The 16,350-nt window shown below is 41.6% G+C and carries 17 protein-coding genes; all 17 read left to right on the forward strand.

Translation table 11 applies throughout. From position 1 onward, the window contains the following. The 17 genes from mraY (at position 1) to BLT_RS0107780 (ending at position 16,347) form a co-directional block, all read left to right on the forward strand. On the forward strand, positions 1-975 hold the full coding sequence (gene mraY, locus BLT_RS0107700; protein ID WP_017727206.1) for a phospho-N-acetylmuramoyl-pentapeptide-transferase: 975 nt from the start codon (positions 1-3) through the stop codon (positions 973-975). Further along, entirely contained in the window at positions 976-2,337 is a 1,362-nt protein-coding gene (gene murD / locus BLT_RS0107705) for a UDP-N-acetylmuramoyl-L-alanine--D-glutamate ligase (RefSeq protein WP_017727207.1), read from the forward strand. A 77-nt stretch (positions 2,338-2,414) separates the two neighbouring features. Further along, positions 2,415-3,518 carry a stage V sporulation protein E gene (gene spoVE, locus BLT_RS0107710; protein ID WP_017727208.1) on the forward strand — a complete coding sequence of 368 codons (1,104 nt, stop codon included), beginning with the start codon at positions 2,415-2,417 and terminating at the stop codon, positions 3,516-3,518. 286 nt (positions 3,519-3,804) lie between these two features. Beyond that, complete coding sequence (gene murG / locus BLT_RS0107715; protein ID WP_017727209.1) at positions 3,805-4,917, forward strand: undecaprenyldiphospho-muramoylpentapeptide beta-N-acetylglucosaminyltransferase; 1,113 nt, start codon at positions 3,805-3,807, stop codon at positions 4,915-4,917. A 46-nt stretch (positions 4,918-4,963) separates the two neighbouring features. Next, complete coding sequence (murB, locus tag BLT_RS0107720) at positions 4,964-5,869, forward strand: UDP-N-acetylmuramate dehydrogenase (RefSeq protein ID WP_017727210.1); 906 nt, start codon at positions 4,964-4,966, stop codon at positions 5,867-5,869. A 140-nt stretch (positions 5,870-6,009) separates the two neighbouring features. Beyond that, positions 6,010-6,798 (forward strand): cell division protein FtsQ/DivIB, encoded by a 789-nt coding sequence (locus BLT_RS0107725; RefSeq protein ID WP_017727211.1) that lies wholly within the window; start codon positions 6,010-6,012, stop codon positions 6,796-6,798. Next, positions 6,782-7,498 carry a DUF881 domain-containing protein gene (locus BLT_RS0107730; protein ID WP_017727212.1) on the forward strand — a complete coding sequence of 239 codons (717 nt, stop codon included), beginning with the start codon at positions 6,782-6,784 and terminating at the stop codon, positions 7,496-7,498. Before BLT_RS0107725 ends, BLT_RS0107730 begins: the two co-directional genes overlap by 17 nt. A gap of 4 nt (positions 7,499-7,502) precedes the next feature. Then, on the forward strand, positions 7,503-8,207 hold the full coding sequence (locus BLT_RS0107735; protein WP_017727213.1) for a DUF881 domain-containing protein: 705 nt from the start codon (positions 7,503-7,505) through the stop codon (positions 8,205-8,207). A 7-nt stretch (positions 8,208-8,214) separates the two neighbouring features. Next, positions 8,215-8,580: a small basic family protein gene (locus tag BLT_RS0107740; protein WP_017727214.1), complete on the forward strand. Its 366-nt coding sequence runs from the start codon at positions 8,215-8,217 to the stop codon at positions 8,578-8,580. A gap of 210 nt (positions 8,581-8,790) precedes the next feature. After that, positions 8,791-10,071, forward strand: coding sequence for a cell division protein FtsA (gene ftsA, locus BLT_RS0107745; protein ID WP_017727215.1), 1,281 nt, complete (start codon positions 8,791-8,793; stop codon positions 10,069-10,071). A 39-nt stretch (positions 10,072-10,110) separates the two neighbouring features. Beyond that, positions 10,111-11,244, forward strand: a complete 1,134-nt coding sequence (gene ftsZ / locus BLT_RS0107750) for a cell division protein FtsZ (protein ID WP_017727216.1) — start codon at positions 10,111-10,113, stop codon at positions 11,242-11,244. 320 nt (positions 11,245-11,564) lie between these two features. Then, positions 11,565-12,488, forward strand: coding sequence for a sigma-E processing peptidase SpoIIGA (gene spoIIGA, locus BLT_RS0107755; protein ID WP_017727217.1), 924 nt, complete (start codon positions 11,565-11,567; stop codon positions 12,486-12,488). Between the two features lie 26 nt (positions 12,489-12,514). Continuing rightward, the gene (gene sigE, locus BLT_RS0107760; protein WP_017727218.1) at positions 12,515-13,228 is read left to right on the forward strand and encodes an RNA polymerase sporulation sigma factor SigE; all 714 of its coding nucleotides are present in this window, start codon (positions 12,515-12,517) and stop codon (positions 13,226-13,228) included. 118 nt (positions 13,229-13,346) lie between these two features. Continuing rightward, a complete protein-coding gene (gene sigG, locus BLT_RS0107765) occupies positions 13,347-14,165 on the forward strand; it encodes an RNA polymerase sporulation sigma factor SigG (protein WP_017727219.1) in 819 nt (272 codons plus the stop codon). 168 nt (positions 14,166-14,333) lie between these two features. Further along, complete coding sequence (locus tag BLT_RS21620; protein ID WP_017727220.1) at positions 14,334-14,624, forward strand: YlmC/YmxH family sporulation protein; 291 nt, start codon at positions 14,334-14,336, stop codon at positions 14,622-14,624. 206 nt (positions 14,625-14,830) lie between these two features. Beyond that, the gene (gene pgeF, locus BLT_RS0107775; RefSeq protein WP_026105031.1) at positions 14,831-15,670 is read left to right on the forward strand and encodes a peptidoglycan editing factor PgeF; all 840 of its coding nucleotides are present in this window, start codon (positions 14,831-14,833) and stop codon (positions 15,668-15,670) included. Then, the gene (locus BLT_RS0107780; RefSeq protein ID WP_017727222.1) at positions 15,667-16,347 is read left to right on the forward strand and encodes a YggS family pyridoxal phosphate-dependent enzyme; all 681 of its coding nucleotides are present in this window, start codon (positions 15,667-15,669) and stop codon (positions 16,345-16,347) included. Before pgeF ends, BLT_RS0107780 begins: the two co-directional genes overlap by 4 nt. Positions 16,348-16,350: the final 3 nt, after the last annotated feature.

Here is a 16,350-nt window from a genome sequence, read left to right on the forward strand (position 1 = left end):
ATGTTAGAACGTGTTCTTTTGTTAAGCTTAATTGTTTCATTTCTCATCGCTGTTGTTTTCTCGCCGTTAATTATCCCATTTTTACGCCGGTTAAAATTTGGGCAAAGCATTCGTGAAGAGGGTCCACAATCACATCAAAAAAAGAGCGGTACGCCGACAATGGGTGGAATTGTCATCATTCTTTCCATCCTCGTCACCTCTCTTTTTATTTCCATGCAATTTTTGACACTTTCTCAAGAAATGCTTCTACTCCTCCTTGTTACCGTTGGTTATGGAGTTCTTGGCTTCCTTGATGATTTTATAAAAGTTGTCATGAAACGAAACTTAGGATTAACGTCGAAGCAAAAGCTGGCGGGGCAGCTCGTGATAGCGATTATTTTTTATTTCGGACTTATCCAAATGGGTTTTTCCACAGAAATCACGATTCCAGCGACATCTCTATCCATTGATATTGGCTGGCTTTATTTACCGCTAGTGATCGTCATGCTTGTCGGTGCCTCCAATGCTGTCAATTTAACCGATGGCTTGGATGGTCTCGTGGCAGGGACAGGTGCCATTGCCTTTGGTACATTTGCGATCCTTGCTTGGAATGCAGAGATGATCGAGGTAGCGATTTTTTGTGCGGCAGTTGTGGGGGCAGTACTTGGTTTTCTCGTTTTTAACGCCCATCCTGCCAAAGTTTTCATGGGTGATACTGGCTCCCTTGCTCTCGGGGGGGCGATTGCAGCTGTAGCGATCATCGCAAAGCTTGAAATATTACTCGTTTTAATCGGTGGAGTTTTTGTTATTGAAACACTTTCGGTGATTATTCAGGTCATTTCATTTAAAACGAGAGGGAAGCGAATTTTTAAAATGAGCCCGCTACATCATCATTACGAATTATCGGGATGGTCAGAGTGGCGCGTCGTTGTAACATTTTGGGCAATCGGGATGGCATTTTCCGTACTTGCCATTTATTTAGAGGTGTGGATGTAGATGAAAGCTGAACAACAATTTAAAGGAAAAAAAATTCTTGTATTGGGGTTAGCAAAGAGCGGGGAAGCGGCAGCAAGACTTTTAGCTAGACTCGGAGCAAGCGTCACAGTCAATGATCAAAAGCCATATGAAGAAAATGAACAAGCTCAAGCCCTTGAAAAAGAGGGGATTTCAGTTGTTTGTGGTGGGCACCCATTATCACTACTCGAACAAGGCTTTAACCTGATTGTTAAAAATCCTGGTATCCCATATCATAACCCTCTTATTGTTGAAGCGGAAAAGAGGAGCATTCCAATCGTCACAGAAATTGAAATTGCTTCTAGAATTAGCGAAGCGGAGATCGTTGCCATAACGGGTTCAAATGGAAAAACAACGACGACAACATTAGCAGTGGACATGCTAAAAGGGAGTAAAAGGGATCCGTTAGTCGCTGGGAACATTGGTACAGTCGCTTGTGCAGTTGCAGAGAAGGCGACTGCTGAGCAATTAATTGTGATGGAAGTATCGAGCTTTCAACTGATGGGGACGATCCATTTTCACCCGAAAGTAGCAGTGCTTCTCAATTTATTTGATGCCCATCTCGATTATCATGGGACGAAGGAACATTATATTAAGGCGAAGAAGAAAATCTTCGAAAACCTTGGGAAAGACGACTATTTTGTCTATAATGCGGATGATCCGATCGTACGTGAGCTTGCTCGTGAGGCAAAGGCTCAGCTTGTTCCATTTTCAACGACGAATAGCCATTTGGAAGGAGCTTATTTGAAGCATGGGCAACTCTTCTTTAAAGAAGAACCGATTATTCATGTGGACGATATTGTGCTTCCTGGGAGTCATAACCTTGAAAACATCCTAGCAGCCATTGCAGCAACCAAGTTAATGGGGGCCGCAACTGAGCAAATTCAGCATGTGTTAAAGACGTTTTCAGGTGTTAAGCACCGTCTTCAATTTGTTGGGACGAAGCTTGAAAGACGGTGGTACAATGATTCGAAGGCGACAAATATTTTAGCATCACAAAAAGCCCTTTCAGCGTTTGAACAACCAGTTATTTTGTTAGCTGGTGGTCTCGACCGTGGGAATGAGTTTGATGAACTAATTCCTTCCCTAAGAGGTGTGAAGGCGGTTGTGGCGTTTGGAGAAACAAAGCATAAGATTGCCCAGGCAGCAAAAGAAGCAGGTGTCAAAGCTATCCAATTTGCTGAAAGAGTTGAGGATGGGGTGCTAGAGGCTTACAAGCTTTCCGAACAAAGCGATGTGATTTTACTCTCGCCAGCATGTGCGAGCTGGGATCAATATCGAACATTTGAAGAACGGGGCGACTCATTTATTCACGCAATTGAAAAGCTTGCAAGAAGCGAATAAGGACATGTTTTGTTCGTCCGGTGCATACGTTTAGGTATAACGAAGCAATTCACTTCGTAACAAAAGAGGTGTTCTACGTGCCAAAAACAAAAATTGCACCGGATTATCTATTGTTGACTGCTACAATCATGCTTTTGATTGTAGGAATGGTCATGGTCTATAGTGCAAGCGCAGCATGGGCAGCTTATCGCTTTGATGATGCCTTTTTCTTTGCGAAACGTCAGCTTTTTTTTGCAGGAATGGGTGTTGTAGCCATGCTTTTGATTATGAACGTAGATTATTGGGTATGGCGTGCGTGGGCGAAAGTGATTTTAATCATTTGTTTTATTTTACTTGTGATTGTCTTGATTCCAGGTGTAGGTCTCGTACGAGGAGGGGCGCAAAGCTGGCTAGGCGTTGGTGCGTTTTCCATTCAACCATCTGAATTTATGAAAATGGCCATGATCTTTTTTTTAGCAAAATATCTTTCAGAGAACCAAAAAAAAATTAGTTCTTTCAAAAAAGGATTAATGCCATCTTTATCCCTCGTTATGCTGGCGTTTGGCATGATCATGCTACAGCCAGACCTTGGAACAGGGGCGGTAATGGTCGGAACATGTGTGGCTATGCTCTTCGTGGCAGGCGCAAGAATCAGTCATTTTATGGGCTTGGCATTAATTGGAGTCGCTGGATTCATTGGACTGATTGCATCAGCACCATATCGAATCAAACGTATTACCTCTTTTTTAGACCCTTGGTCTGATCCTCTTGGTAGTGGTTTTCAAATCATTCAATCTCTTTATGCGATCGGTCCAGGTGGATTAATGGGCCTTGGTTTAGGAGAAAGTCGGCAAAAGTATTTTTACTTACCTGAACCACAAACGGACTTCATTTTTGCTATTTTGTCAGAGGAGCTTGGGTTTATTGGAGGGTCCCTTGTTTTGATTCTTTTTAGTATCCTCCTTTGGAGAGGGGTACGCATTGCACTTTGTGCTCCTGACTTGTTCGGCAGCTTTCTTGCAGTGGGAATCATTGCTATGGTTGCGATTCAGGTGATGATTAATATAGGGGTAGTAACAGGGCTTATGCCTATAACGGGCATCACTCTTCCCCTATTAAGTTATGGAGGTTCAAGCTTAACATTAATGCTCGTCTCACTCGGTGTGCTTTTGAACATTAGCCGTTATAGCCGAATTGGCTAGCTGTTCGTACTGACATGGACAAGGTCGAATGAGTTATGCTCATCCGGCCTTATTTTTCTGTGAAAAGGGGCGAAGCTTCCGTTCAGTTGATGAAACCAATTTTCCAAGTGGGAAGAGCTATTCAATCATGTAGGTTTCTGTAATAAAGAGTGCGTTACTCAAAAACATACATTTTCTTTTAGGAAAGCTTTAGCATTTCACATTTTTACACTAGCATATCTGCTCTATGTCTATAAACGAAGCGGTGAACATGGTAAAATAATAGGGAGAGAAGGTGGATTTAACAATGAAGGTCGTAGTTAGTGGTGGCGGAACAGGTGGACATATTTACCCTGCCTTAGCGTTAATTAAAAAAATGAAGAAAAACAACCCGGATGTAGAGGTTCTTTATATTGGTACAGAGCGAGGACTTGAGCATGATCTCGTCCCGAGAGAGAACATCGAATTTGAAACGATACATATTACGGGATTCAGAAGAAAACTGTCAATAGAGAATGCGAAAACGATTTTCCGTTTTATGAAAGGGGTAGCGAAAACAAAAAAGCTTCTCCGCTCCTTTCAGCCAGACATCGTGATTGGAACAGGAGGGTATGTATGCGGGCCTGTTGTCTATGCGGCGGCAAAGCTAAACATTCCGACTGTTATTCATGAACAAAACAGTGTTCCTGGATTAACCAATAAGTTCTTAAGCCGGTATGTGGATAAGGTGGCGATCTGTTTTAAAGAAGCAGAGGCCTTTTTTCCGAAAAATAAGGTTGTCTTTACAGGGAACCCTCGAGCTTCTGAAGTGGTTGGTGTTGATCGGGAAGAAGGAAGACGAGCTTTGCGTCTAGATAAAGATAGAAAAACCGTTTTGATTGTTGGTGGAAGTAGAGGGGCAAAGCCGATAAATGATGCGTTCTTAGAAACATTAGAGGATGTTAGCAAGCGTTCCTATCAATTTATTTATGTAACGGGAAATGTCCATTATGATACGGTAATGGATAAGGTAAAGAAGCATGGAAGCCCTGAAAATGTGACGATCCTGCCTTTTGTTCATAACATGCCTGAAGTTCTTGCTGCAGTCGATTTGATTGTATGTCGTGCTGGTGCTACAACATTGGCGGAAATTACTGCATTAGGATTACCGAGTATTCTCATCCCTAGTCCATATGTGACAAACAACCATCAAGAAAAAAACGCACGTGCCTTGAGTTCAAATCAAGCAGCGGTAGTACGACTTGAATCAGAGCTAACTGGTCAAAGGCTTTTGAGCGATATTGATGAAATCCTCATTGATGAAAAGAAATGGGAAGCGATGCGCGAGGCTTCGAAAAAGCTCGGTGTCCCAGATGCTGCAAAGAGACTCTATGCTCTTTTGCAAGATGTATCACATTCGTCTAAAGGGCGCATAAGATAAAAATTAGCAGCCTAGATTGTGCACAAGAGAAAAGAGGTCGATTATTGTGAAACAAGTGATAGAAGCATTAAGAGAAGCCAATGTCGGCGACGTACGTTTAAATGAGCCACTTTCAAATCATACGACGTGGAAAATCGGAGGACCTGCCGATCTCTTTATCGTACCAAAAAATATTGAAGGGCTTGTCGAGTCAATGAATGTGTTGGATGCAAATAAGATTCCATGGAGGGCCATTGGTCGAGGTTCGAATTTGCTTGTTGCTGATGGTGGAATTGAAGGTGCTGTTATTAAGCTTGACAAAGGTCTTGATGAGCTTGAGATCGATGGAGAAGAAATACGTGTTGGTGGAGGATATCCGTTAATTAAGCTTGCGACAGTCATAAGCCGCGAGGGGTTATCAGGGCTTGAATTTGCAGGTGGGATTCCTGGTTCGGTTGGAGGAGCCGTTTTCATGAATGCGGGTGCTCATGGATCGGATATATCAAAAATCTTAACAAAAGCAAAAATCCTTTTTCAAAATGGGAGACTTGAGTGGCTGACAAACGAAGAGCTTGAGTTTTCATATCGCACGTCTCGTTTACAAACGGAAAAAGGAATTTGTGTGGAAGCAGTCTTTCAGTTGGAGCGTGGGGATCAAGAAGTGATCAAACAGGAATTGCAAAAAAACAAAGACTATCGACGTCAGTCACAACCATGGAATTACCCTACATGTGGAAGTGTTTTTCGGAATCCGCTCCCTCATTATGCTGGACAACTTATTGAGAAAGCGGGATTGAAAGGACATCGAATTGGAGGAGCGCAAATCTCTGATATGCATGCAAACTTTATCGTTAACGTAGGAAACGCAAAAGCACAAGATGTTCTAGCTTTAATTAATCACGTAAAGGCAACGATTTATGAAGCATTTCACGTTCAGATGGAAACGGAAGTTGAGATCATTGGTAGGCAATGAAAGGATAAATCATTAACGGATAACGTTTGTATGATGCAAAAGTAAAAACGGAGATAGGATTTTGACCCTTTCGTCGAACAGTATAAAGTGGGTCAAACAAGAGCTATTACATGTAAATGATACAAGGTGGAGGAAAGATCATGGGAGATGAGAAAGTAGTTACAATAAATGAGCGAATTCCTTCGTTGAAGGAACAACGGAAACAGAGGGCAAATCGCAGGCTCATCTTCTTTTTATCATTCTTTTTTATCTTGCTTGTTATGGTCATTTACTTTCAATCGCCTTTTAGCCAAATACAAGAAATCCAAGTGAGGGGAAATCACTTTGTTGCAGATGAACGGGTGATCGAAGCGAGTCAGATTGACAAAGGGACAAGCATCTGGAACCTTCAAAAGGAGCAATTTGCGGAAAACATCCTCAATTTGGATGAAATCGCATCCGTTGAGATTGAGCGAAGCTTGCCAACAACAATCATTATTCATGTCGAAGAGCATAGCAGGGTCGCTTATTTATTTCAAGATAGTAAATATTTTCCTATCTTAGAAACGGGTCAATTTTTAGCGGAGCTCCCACGACACCATGTGCCAGCCGATGCACCGATTTTGATGAATTGGGAGCAAGGAGCACCTGTGGCGGAGCTTGCAGCTGAGCTCACTAAGCTGTCTGATCGGATGATTCAACGGATTTCAGAAATCTATCATACACCAACGGATTTTGATCCACTCATGATCACATTGTATATGAATGATGGTTTTGAAGTACAGTCAACGATTCGGGATTTTGCTGAAAATATCGCGCCTTATCCAACAATCGTCCGAGAGTTGGATCCAACAGTGAAAGGCGTATTGCATCTGAAAATGACGCCTTACTTCGAGGCACTTGAGGAAAATGACAGCGAAGGGGATGTGGACGTTGAAGGTGAGCAGTAAACACGTTCTCTTATCACTTGTCTTATTAGTTACAGGATTTATACTTGCCTTAAGCTATGAATTAGCGAGAGAGCAAATTGTTCAGTCATCGCCTGGTGACGACCGTCAATGGCATTATGAAGATGAGCTTCGTAATAAAATCATTTTAGAACAGACGGTTAATCGGTCGCTTGAAGAAGAGTTGCGTGGCTATCAAACACAGGTGAGAGAGATGGAAGAGAAAATTGCAGAAGTCGATGAACTGACAGAATTGCGAACAACCAATTTATTAGATGATGTGGAACGTCTTCGTAAAATCGTCGGAGCAGTACAGGTAAAAGGTCCCGGAATTGAAATTTCTTTATCCGATAGTTCCTATATCCCAGAAGGCGAGAATCCAAACAATTACATCGTACATGAACAGCATGTTCAAAAAGTAGTGGACGAGCTATTAGTAGCAGGGGCTGAAGCCATTGCCATTAATGGCTATCGAATTTCGCATCAATCCTATATTCAGTGTATCGGACCAGTCATTATGGTGGACGGAAATCAATCCTACGCACCGTTTACCATCTCTGCTATCGGCGACCCTGACATATTAGGAAAATCAATCACGTTTCCTGGTGGTGTCCATGATCAACTGATTAACGATGAAATTGTTGTGAAATTGGATACGAAGGAATCGATTGAGCTTGCCCCTTATTTAGCAGAGAGAGGGTGAGGCGATGAATCGGATTTGGATTTTTACTTGCGTGACATTTGTGATTGGATTTATGCTAGCGATTCAATTTCAAACAACGAACGAGCCGGTGATTCGAGATACGCGTGATGTTAGAGAGCTTCGTCAAGAGCTTCGTCAAGAACAAGAAAGAACCCAACAGCTTGCAGATGAAATTGAAAAAACAAAATCCCTTCTTTATCAATATCAATCTTCTCTTGAAGATCGGAGAGAGGTCGAGCATGTTCTTGAGCAGCAAATCGACCAGCTCCGCGAAGAGGCTGGTTTAACTGAAAAGACAGGGGAAGGGATAATCATTACCATCAAACCCCTTTTAAACGATCAATTTTTTGGACAATCAAGACAAGTGGTTTCGCCAATCTTGTTACGGTTGTTAATAAATGAATTAAATATTTATAAAGCGAAAGAAATTGCCATAGGGAATGAGCGTATTGTTGCCACATCAACTTTTCGTGAAGTGAATGGCGGAACCCAAGTCAATACCCGAAGGCTACCACCGCTGCCAATAGAAGTGAAAGTACTCAGTGATGATCCAGAACGTCTTCGTGATTATATGGTCGTCTCTGAATCAGTTGAGTATGCTGAAATTGAAGGATTACAGCTTACGATTGAAACAGTAGAAGAGTTGACGCTACCAGCGTATGATCAAACGCCTCGGGTGCGTTTTATGGAGGAAGTAAAGGAGGACTAAAGCGTTTATGTGGTTGCCGTTGCTTGGGTTACTAATCGGGATTATTCTAGGTCTATTTACCGAATTTCGCGTACCAAATGAGTATACAAACTACTTATCAATTGCCGTTTTAGCAGCGCTTGATACGCTATTTGGTGGGATTCGTGCACAACTTCAAGAGACGTTTGACTCAAATGTGTTTTTATCGGGCTTCTTTTTTAACATTTTGTTAGCAGCAGGTTTGGCTTTTCTAGGCGTGCATCTTGGTGTAGACTTATACCTAGCAGCAATCTTTGCATTTGGCGTTCGTCTTTTTAACAATATAGCAGTGATCCGCCGAATGTTGTTGTCTAAGTGGCAAGAAAAAAGAGACGAGAGCAAAGCACAAAGCTAATAGAGAAGTTGCCGGCATAATTGCAATAAAACGTGTAAAAAAAGAGGAATCTTCGGTTTTGAAGAGGAATAGCGTGTTTTTTGTTGAAATAAGTGTAAGTAGTTAAATGAAAAGAAGGAAAAACGATATCACGAAAGCATCGCACAATTCGTACAAGGATAAATGACAAAAAATCGAAGCGCGAATGAAACTAGGGGGAGGTGCCGTAGAATGAACAGCAGTGAAATTTATGTTAGTCTTGACATCGGTACATCCAATGTTCGTATTATCATTGGAGAAATCACAAATGGAACGATAAATATCATTGGTGTGGGAAATGCGAAGTCAAGAGGAATCAAAAAAGGCTCGATTGTTGACATTGATGAAACTGTTCAGTCGATTCGTCGAGCAGTGGAGCAAGCTGAGCGAATGGTCGGTCTTTCGATCAAACAGGTCATTGTTGGAGTCAATGGAAATCACGTTCAACTTCAACCTTGCCATGGAGTTGTTGCTGTTTCAAGTCCAGACCGTGAAATTGGAGATGAGGACATTGCACGTGTGATTGACGCTGCGCAAGTCGTTTCGATTCCACCTGAGCGGGAAATCATTGACGTCATACCAAAGCAATTTATTGTGGATGGCCTTGATGAAATTAACGATCCGAGAGGAATGATCGGTGTTCGTTTAGAAATGGAAGGAACCATTATCACTGGTTCAAAAACGATTTTACATAACTTACTTCGTTGTGTGGAGCGTGCAGGGCTGCAAATTGCCGATATTTGTCTACAGCCACTAGCGTCTGGTGAAGTCGCTGTGTCAAAAGATGAAAAAAGTTTAGGTGTCTGTCTCGTTGATATTGGAGGCGGTTCAATCACCCTTTCTGCATTTGAACAAGGCACATTGCAATCGACTTCCGTCATCCCTGTAGGAGGGGATCACATTTCAAATGACATTGCAGTTGGTCTCCGCATTTCAACGGAAGAAGCGGAACTGCTGAAAATAAAGTATGGTCATGCATATATTGATGAAGCTTCTGAAGAAGAACAATTTGAGGTGACTGCAATCGGTAGTAATGAAAGAGATTCGTTCTCTCAATTTGAGCTTGCCCATATTATTGAGCCCCGCATGGAAGAAATGTTTGAATTGATCGCAAAAGAAGCACAGCGTCTTGGCTTTAAGGATTTTCCAGGTGGGTTTGTTCTAACTGGTGGCACGGCTATGATGCCAGGTGTACTAGAGCTTGCGAAAGAAATGCTAAATACGAATGTCCGTGTCGCAATTCCAGATTATATCGGGGTTCGTGAACCGCAGTACACGACAGGAATTGGACTTATCCAATTTGCTTATAAAAATGTAAAGATTCAAGGCAAGGAAGTTGCTGCGTCAGTTGGAGCCATGGATCACGAGCAAACAGCTCAAAGTAAGAAAAAGGAAAAAGCACCGGCAAAGCCGAAGGAAGGCCCGGGAATGAAATCAAAGGTTAAAAATTGGTTTAAAGTTTTCTTTGAATGATGGAGATTCGGCATATACGTTTGATTAGGGGGACCTGACATGTTAGAGTTCGAAATGGATATGGATCAATTGGCACAAATTAAAGTCATCGGTGTTGGTGGTGGCGGAAGTAATGCGGTAAATCGGATGATTGAAAATGGGTTGCAAGGCGTCGATTTTATCGCAGTTAATACAGATGCCCAAGCGTTGCATCTTTCAAAAGCAGAAGCAAAGCTTCAGCTAGGTGGCAAACTAACGAGAGGGCTTGGAGCAGGAGCAAATCCTGATATCGGTAAGAAGGCGGCAGAAGAAAGTCGTGAACAAATTGAAGAGGTGTTACGTGGCGCTGACATGGTTTTTATCACAGCAGGAATGGGAGGCGGAACAGGTACGGGTGCCGCTCCAGTCATTGCAGAAGTAGCTAAGGAAATCGGCGCATTAACTGTAGGTGTTGTGACACGTCCGTTTACTTTTGAAGGACGTAAGCGTCAGACTCAGGCAATTGCAGGAATTGGCGCTTTAAAAGAGAAAGTCGATACGTTAATCGTTATTCCAAACGATCGTTTACTTGAAATTGTTGATAAAAACACACCGATGCTAGAAGCGTTCCGGGAAGCAGATAACGTACTACGTCAAGGTGTTCAAGGTATCTCTGATTTAATCGCTGTCCCAGGGCTGATTAATCTTGACTTTGCTGATGTAAAAACGATTATGAAGGACAAGGGCTCGGCACTTATGGGAATTGGTATTGCCACTGGTGAAAATCGTGCAACGGAAGCGGCAAAAAAAGCAATTTCGAGTCCATTGCTTGAAACGTCTGTCGATGGTGCGCAAGGTGTCTTAATGAACATTACAGGTGGGACAAATTTAAGTTTGTATGAAGTCCATGAAGCAGCAGAAATTGTTTCAGCAGCTTCTGATGCTGAAGTAAACATGATTTTTGGTTCTGTTATTAACGAGGATTTCAAGGATGAAATTGTTGTCACAGTCATTGCAACAGGCTTTGATGATAATGAAAATGCGCGAGAGCAACAAACCCAAAGACCTGCAGCAACAAAAATAAATAAGCTGCAGCAGCCTGAGAAAGAAGAGCCTGCAAAGGAATCACGGTTTGCTCCGCAGCAGCCTCAGCAAAGCAATGAAGATACACTAGATATTCCAACGTTTTTACGTAACCGTCGTAGACGGACATAAGAAGCGTTTCTTTAAACCTACCATTTATTTGGTAGGTTTTATTTTATGAGAATAAAAAATAATCCATTCGATGATGTTTGGCTTCAGCACTTTTTACTGTTAAATAGCGCCTTGTGCTTTATCTAGCTCGGTTGTCTGTTGTCTTTTACAGCTTCCCTCAATTAATTTATTATTCTTCCTTCCTATTTCCCGCTCAATTAGCTAGACAAGAAATGTGAAATTCTTTCAAAATAACTGCTAGATTGTCGTCAAAAACTGACAGACTTTCTAGTAAAAACTGTTCTATACTTGTTTCAATCAAATCAAATGAGAGGGTTGGAATGACATTATACGTTGACGTCATATGGTTTTTGAACCTATGCATTGACTATTTATTAATTGCCTTGACAGCTATTGTATTAAAAAGGCCATTTCATCATTTTCGCTTCATTGGGGCGGCGTTATTCGCTTCGATGATTATTGTTTTTATGTTCACTCCGTATGCGTATTTATTTTCGCAAATTTGGTTGAAGGCTCTTTATTCAGCAATCATTGTGTGGATTGCCTTTGGTTTTAAACGGACATCGTATTTTTTTCAAGGTCTCTTCATGTTTTACTTCGTTACCTTTATGACAGGTGGAGGCTTGTTCGCGATGCACTTTTTTTGGCAGACTGAACTCCCTTTTTATCATGCGCTCCCTTTTTCACATTCAGTAAGCTTCGGCACTGGGGTTAGCTGGATTTTTGTCATGATTGGTTTTCCTCTTGTATGGTATTTTTCAAAAAAACGATTTGAAACAATTGAGTATAAACAAATTCAATATGAACAAATCGTCAAGGTGGAAATTGGGATTGATGGAATGACCGTTCAAGTTAACGGTTTGATAGATAGTGGGAATCAACTTCAAGATCCATTAACGAAAACTCCTGTGATGATCGTGAATGTTCAGTTGTTAAACCCCATTTTTTCAGAAAAGGATATCATCCAAATTCTTAATGTTGAGTCATTTGGAATGGAGCAAGTGCTTGATGAGAGGTTACTTCATCGTTTGAAGCTCGTTCCTTATCGTGTCGTAGGTCAAAGTCAGCGTTTCCTATCCGCAATCAAGCCTGACTATGTAAAAATCACATATAAGGACGAAGTACACGAAATACAGAAGGTGCTTGTTGGTTTAAATGAAAAAGAACTCTCTCCAGAAGGCGTGTATGACTGCATCATCCATCCTAAGATGCTCCTGCAATCGAAAAAAGTGAAATTAGCGTAATCTTATGAGATGTAAGGAGGAAGACGATGTTAAAATTAAAAGCAACGTTATTTTGGTACCGGATCATGTATCGACTAGGCATGAAAGCAGATGAAATTTATTATATAGGGGGAAGTGAAGCCTTGCCTCCGCCTCTTTCGAAAGAAGAGGAAGCTCACCTGTTGAAAAAGCTTCCTAGTGGTGATAAAGCTGTCCGTTCAATGTTGATCGAACGGAACCTCCGACTTGTCGTCTATATCGCTAGGAAATTTGAAAATACAGGGATTAACATTGAAGATTTAATTAGTATTGGAACAATTGGACTCATAAAAGCAGTCAACACATTTAACCCTGAAAAAAAAATAAAACTGGCAACCTATGCGTCACGATGCATTGAAAATGAAATTTTAATGTACTTAAGACGGAACAACAAAATTCGTTCAGAGGTTTCGTTTGACGAGCCACTAAACATTGATTGGGATGGGAACGAGCTGCTTCTTTCAGATGTGTTAGGGACAGAGGAAGACATTATTACGAAAGGCATTGAGAAAAAAGTTGATCGAAAGTTACTCGTCAAAGCGCTACATACATTAAATGATCGGGAAAAACAAATCATGGAATTGCGTTTTGGACTTGCTGGAGGCGAAGAGAAAACTCAAAAGGATGTTGCTGATCTCCTTGGTATTTCTCAGTCGTATATTTCACGCTTGGAAAAGCGAATCATTAAACGTCTCCAGAAAGAATTTAATAAAATGGTGTAAAAAGCGTGAAAACTTAATCTTTAATTGTGGAAACGTTGGCACGAAAAGGTTCAGGATTAAAAGGAATAACACACCTCTTAACTTGTGCATATTTTCCCCACCTAAGGAGATACTTTACTTGACATTATCTCCGGTGTTAGGAGGGAAAGCGTTGACACGAAATAAGGTAGAGATTTGCGGTGTGGATACATCAAAGCTTCCTGTGTTAAAAAATCAAGAAATGCGTGAGCTGTTTACAAAGCTTCAAAGTGGAGATTTAAGTGCAAGAGAAACGCTTGTCAATGGGAATCTCCGTCTCGTATTGAGTGTCATTCAACGTTTTAATAATCGTGGAGAGTACGTTGATGATTTATTTCAAGTAGGATGTATTGGATTAATGAAGTCCATTGATAACTTTGATTTAGGTCAAAATGTAAAATTTTCCACATATGCCGTGCCAATGATTATCGGTGAAATCCGTCGGTATTTACGCGATAATAATCCGATCCGTGTCTCTAGATCCCTGCGAGACATTGCATACAAAGCCCTTCAAGTACGGGATCAACTGATGTCAGAGAAAAATCGAGAGCATGAACCGACTGTTCAGGAGATCGCCAAGGTGCTAGAAGTTCCAAAAGAGGATGTCGTGTTTGCTCTTGACGCAATTCAAGATCCTGTTTCCCTTTTTGAACCGATTTATAACGATGGGGGAGACCCGATTTATGTCATGGACCAAATTAGCGATGATCGGAATAAAGACGTCCACTGGGTTGAAGAGATTGCGCTCAAAGAAGCGATGATTCGTTTAAATGACCGTGAGAAGTTAATTTTAAACATGCGTTTTTTTCAAGGAAAAACACAAATGGAAGTGGCTGACGAAATCGGGATTTCCCAAGCTCAAGTGTCACGTTTAGAAAAAGCAGCGATTCAGCAAATGAATAAGCGGGCCCATCATTAATAAAAAGATAAGCTGTCCTTTGTGGGCAGCTTTTTGCTGTATAAAAAAAGAAGGATTTTTCACAGCTGACATCCGTACAAGTTTCCTGTCCTTGTAATCGATTCATAAATGGAACCATCTTGCTCATATAATGAAGGGAAGTCCCTTAAGAGGAAGGTGGCATGTGCAATGATGAAAATTTCTGATTTACAAGCAAAGGATATTGTGAATATGGAGAATGGCAAACGACTTGGAACAATCACAGATTTAGATATACAGTTAACAACCGGAAAAATAGGAGCGCTTGTCATTGGCGGGACCGGACGAGTAATGGGGTTATTTGGAAAAGATGAGGAAGTGGTGATTCCGTGGAAAAACATTGTGAAAATTGGTTCTGATGTCATACTGGTGGAAGTTCCCGATACGATGCAGCCAAGAAGGGCTTCATTTCATCAAAATGACGACAATAACCGCCATTAAAGAAAAACGACAAAGGTGAAATGTCTTTGGAGATATAAGGGGGCAATTGGAATGGGAAGAAGGAGGATGTAATGGGAATAAAGTCGTTTCTTACGATGTGAAAAATATGTTAAAATGGAGTAAAATCTTGCTGATATCCAACGAAACCGTAAGAATTATGTCCGGTGGCTAAAGTGGATTTTTGTAGACAGAAGGACGTGATTGAAGTGAAGGAGCCTTTTGAGCAAGTTTCTACCCGTTATTATGAGCTTTCACCATGGAAAAAGCTACACCCGTCCATTGTTGTTGGGTTCTCAACAAGGTTTGGTGGCGTCAGTCATGCACCTTTTGATTCCCTGAATCTTGGCTTACACGTCGGGGATAAGAAGGAAGATGTCATAAAAAACCGTGAGCGTCTTGCTGATGAACTTACAATCCCATTAAACCATTGGATTGTTGCAGAACAAATACATGGAGGCGAGATTGAATCTGTTTCGGAAAAGGATAAAGGAGCAGGTGCAAGGGAACTTGATTCGGCCATCCAAGGGAAGGATGGAATTTATACTCATGAAACAGGCCTACTTCTTGGAAGTCTCTACGCTGATTGTGTCCCTCTCTATTTTTATGCGCCAGACCATTCTCTTATCGGATTGGCCCACGCTGGTTGGAAAGGGACGGTCGCTGACATCGGTGGAACGGTTATTAGGACTTGGTACAAACAAGAGAAGGTGAACCCTGAATCTGTTCGAGTGGCAATCGGCCCCTCGATCAGTCAGGCAGCATATGAAGTTGATGAGCGTGTGATTGAAGAAGTAGAAAAGGTATGGTCGAGCTCTTTAGGAGAGCAGCCTTATTTAAAAAATGAACGTGGTCGTTACCAGCTTGACTTAAAAACATTGAATGCTCAGTTACTTGAGGCAGCTGGAGTACGAAAAGAGCATATCCTTGTTTCTAGCTATTGTACTGCCTCACATGAATCATTTTTTTCCCATCGGTATGAGGGTGGAAAAACCGGTCGAATGATGAGTTTTATTGGACTGGTTCCGAGAAAGGGGCAATCTTTTTGAGTGTGAAAGAGAATTTAGCTAACATTGAACAACAAATTACAGAAGCGTGTGAACGGGTAGGGCGTGATCCGAAAGACGTTCGCATTGTTGCTGTAACGAAATATGTAACAGAAGAAAGAACAAGGGAAGCATTAGCAGCTGGTGTTCAGCATTTCGGAGAAAATCGTGTTGAAGGTGGCGTAGAAAAGCGAAATGCTTTTGGCACAGAGGGAATTTGGCATTTTATCGGGTCATTGCAATCAAAGAAAGTGAAGAAAATGATTGGTTCTTTTGATTATATTCATTCTCTCGACCGCCTTTCCTTAGCAGAGGAACTGAATAAACGGGCGGGTGGACAAGCTGTTCGTTGTTTTATTCAAGTAAATGTTTCAGGGGAGGAGTCTAAATCGGGATTGGAGCCGGCTGAAGTAGAATCCTTTGTTCGGGAGTTGGCAAAATTTCCAGCTATTGAAGTCGTTGGCTTAATGACGATGGCGCCCTTCGTTGAGGATCCTGAAGAAACGAGACCTTTTTTTCGAAAGCTTCGTGAGCTTCGAGATGAGATTCAACAACATCAGTTTTCTCATGCCCCATGTCATGAGCTTTCAATGGGGATGTCAAATGATTTCGTTGTGGCCGTAGAAGAGGGTGCAACGTTTGTACGAATCGGTTCCTCACTTGTTGGGAGAGAATTGTAGTTT

Origin of the sequence: Halalkalibacterium ligniniphilum, from assembly GCF_000334155.1 — a bacterium.
In the GTDB taxonomy this organism is placed as follows: domain Bacteria; phylum Bacillota; class Bacilli; order Bacillales; family Bacillaceae_D; genus Halalkalibacterium; species Halalkalibacterium ligniniphilum.